The organism is uncultured Campylobacter sp. (genome assembly GCF_937890585.1).
Lineage (GTDB): Bacteria > Campylobacterota > Campylobacteria > Campylobacterales > Campylobacteraceae > Campylobacter_A.
The window spans coordinates 1-2,970 of the sequence record NZ_CALACG010000358.1 but is presented as its reverse complement, the minus strand read 5'-3'; the positions used below and the strand labels follow the sequence as shown (position 1 = coordinate 2,970).

General features: G+C 35.1%; 1 protein-coding gene. It reads left to right on the top strand.

All coding sequences use genetic code 11. The features are described from left to right. The coding region (locus tag Q0296_RS10805; protein WP_298040472.1) for a hypothetical protein at positions 1–2,970 on the top strand (2,970 nt) is incomplete at both ends.

Genomic DNA, 2,970 nt, shown 5'->3' with positions numbered 1-2,970 from the left:
ATCATATAGTGCCGATATCAATAAGCCTTTCATCTCTGACGACAAGTTACTTATGGGATATAGCTTTAGCCTAAAGGACGATCTGGAGGCGATATGCGCTCAGATTTATGGTGCTAACAAAGCAAAAGTGATCGAAGCTGTTAGAAAAACTATAACAAACACTACAAGCAAAATCGTGGTTTCAAAGATAGATGCAGAAAAACTTTTTAACGATATAAATGACGCTGCAAGGGCTGCCTATGCAAAAGCGTCTGGCGGCGCTGGCTCAGAGTCATTGCCTGAGTTTAAATTTAGCCAAGATGAGCAGTTAAATGCCATTTTAGAGTCCAAGCTAAAGCCACTAGCGGCTGATATAAAAGAGAAGCTAAAGGGCTCGTCGCTTGCAAATTTAGAAGAGGTCAAGCTCACTTCATCTGGGACGTCACAGATCTCAAAAGAGCATGTAGCACTTCTTGCCCTGCTTCACATAAGTAGCAAGAAAAATATCGACCCAGCTTTAGCAAGATACATCAAGAGCAAAAGTCGCTTTAAAGCGTGGTTTTGGCTAGCTTACGAGAGCTTTAGCGGTGATAACCCGCACAACCTTAAACTTTTAAGACAAAAGATATCAGCTCAGTTTGGCCTTTACGAGTCAGACGAAAACAATAGAGCTCTAAGCGACTCATCTAGCACGGCTAGCATGGAGCGCGTCAGCTTTGGCGAGTGCATAGACGTCTTTACCCACCTAAATATCTCTAAAGCTATGTATGTAACAAAACACAAAAACGGCAAAGAGCACAAAGAGGACGTCACACATTTAGAATTTATGCAAAAAGACGAAGAGAGATCAAACAACACCGCTTCAAAGTGCGAGGGGCTATTTAAGCCATTTGCTGGTAAGCTAAATTCTCTTTTAAGCTCTGAGACATCAAAGAAATTTGAGACCGAAAATATCTACTGCGTAAATTTAACCTCCTCTTCAACCTCTAACGCTTCAAGGATAAATAAGCTTTTAAAAAGAAGAGAAGAAGAGCTTTATAAACAAGAGGATATGCTCATACTCTGCCCTATCAAGACGGCTACTCCTATTAGGATATTTCAGCCTAAAAAGAGCAACTTTACCATCGTGCTAGCCAGCCAAAGTGAATTTGACTGCAGCGAGCTAAATCCAAAAGAGCTAAATCCTAGCAGACCAAACTATGGCAAGCTAAATTTATGCGAACTAATACTGACTGACTTTAAATTTGACACTTACGAGAAAGAGAACAAGGGCACTTCATCTGATAGAGATATCAAATTTAAAAACGCAAAGACCAAGTCAGATAGTGTGATACTTTATAAAGAAAACGATGATGGCAAAGATGATAAAAACAAGACAAAGGGCGCTTGCTTTACTAGCATAAGACAAAGTAGCGATGAGATAGAGTACAAGCTAGAAGATGGTGTCGTAAAGATGAGTCACTTTAAGCTCCCCTCATCTAAAGACGAATATCTAAATTTCAACCTTCTAAATTTCGCTAAGGAGAATAACTTTACCCTTAGAGATGATAAAGACTCAGCTATGTTTGATATGAAGCTTCGTCTAGCTCTTGGTAATAATGTAGTACCTACATCAACATCAGGTTCAAGCCTAGCTCTAACACTAGATAATCTCATCATTGAAAACGAAAAAGGTGAAGCTAGTGATATAGATAAGATATATCTTCACCACTGCGGTGATAAGAGTATATATGAGAGTACATCTTTAGCTAAAAATAAAGACTCAGATATGAAAAACTCATATAGGGCTACATTTAATATCCCTATAGATAGAAATGATAAGAAAGATACTAAGCTTATAGTCTATTCATCTGATCTAAGTAAAATTTATGATACTAAAAGCATACATGCCTACACTGGTACAGCTATCATATCTATAGGATATAAAGATAAAAGTGGTGGTAGTTATAGCTATACAAATAAGGTATCTTTAAGAGATATAACAGATCATATAGTAAATGTAGTCTCTGATAATGAGTATCCATTTAAGACAAATGAAGAGATAAGCTTAAAGGCTATATATAAACAAGAAAAAGGTAGTAAGAGATATAAAGAGGTACTTTGGGGATATATGGTGATAAAGAGTATAGAGTATAACGAAGTATCTAAATCAAATCCTAAAGATGTGGTAGAGCTAAAAGATCAAAAGGGTAAAGAGATAGCATTTAAAATTTCAGATGTTATAAAGAAAGATCATTTAGACAAGCTAAAGCAAGGTGGTCATACTATAGTATTTTTTGCATATCTTGAAGGAGAGAAGGATAAATTTAAATACAAAAGCGTATATGGTAAAAACCATATAAGGATAGATATAAAGATACCTCTATATATTAAATTTAAAGATGATAAGCTAATCATATATGAGTTTGAGCATGCTATAAAAGAGAAGAGCTTTAAAGCTAACATAAATTTCGATAGTTCTCTAACAGATAGAGACAAAAACATAAAAGACGGATACTACTACATAAATAAAAATATAAATCAAGCACAGGAAGTAAAGATATATGAGGATGAAAATTTAAACAAGACGCTTAACGTAAAAGATGAAAAGAATAGACAAACACTAAATAATGTATATGGGATCTATGTCAATGAGAATAGTGCAAACAGCCAAATTTTAGATAGCATAATAAGCAAAGATAAAAAATATGGTATCAACCTACTAAGTAAAGATAATATGGATAGCTTTATAAGCTCTTTTAATGAGTCAAAGAGCATAACAAGAGTAGATAGTGGTATGTGGGTGGATGGGGATAGAGAGGTTGGGGTAAAAGCCGAAATAGAATTATGCAACTGCGAAAAACTATATGCAGATAAATTTAAAGTTACAAAACTATATGAAAGCTATGGGCCTATTTATCGAGGCAAGATATCATTAAAAAATTATACCTACTGGGATGATTTAATAACTTCAAATCAAGTAACAGAAGATGAAAAGAATATACTAATAGC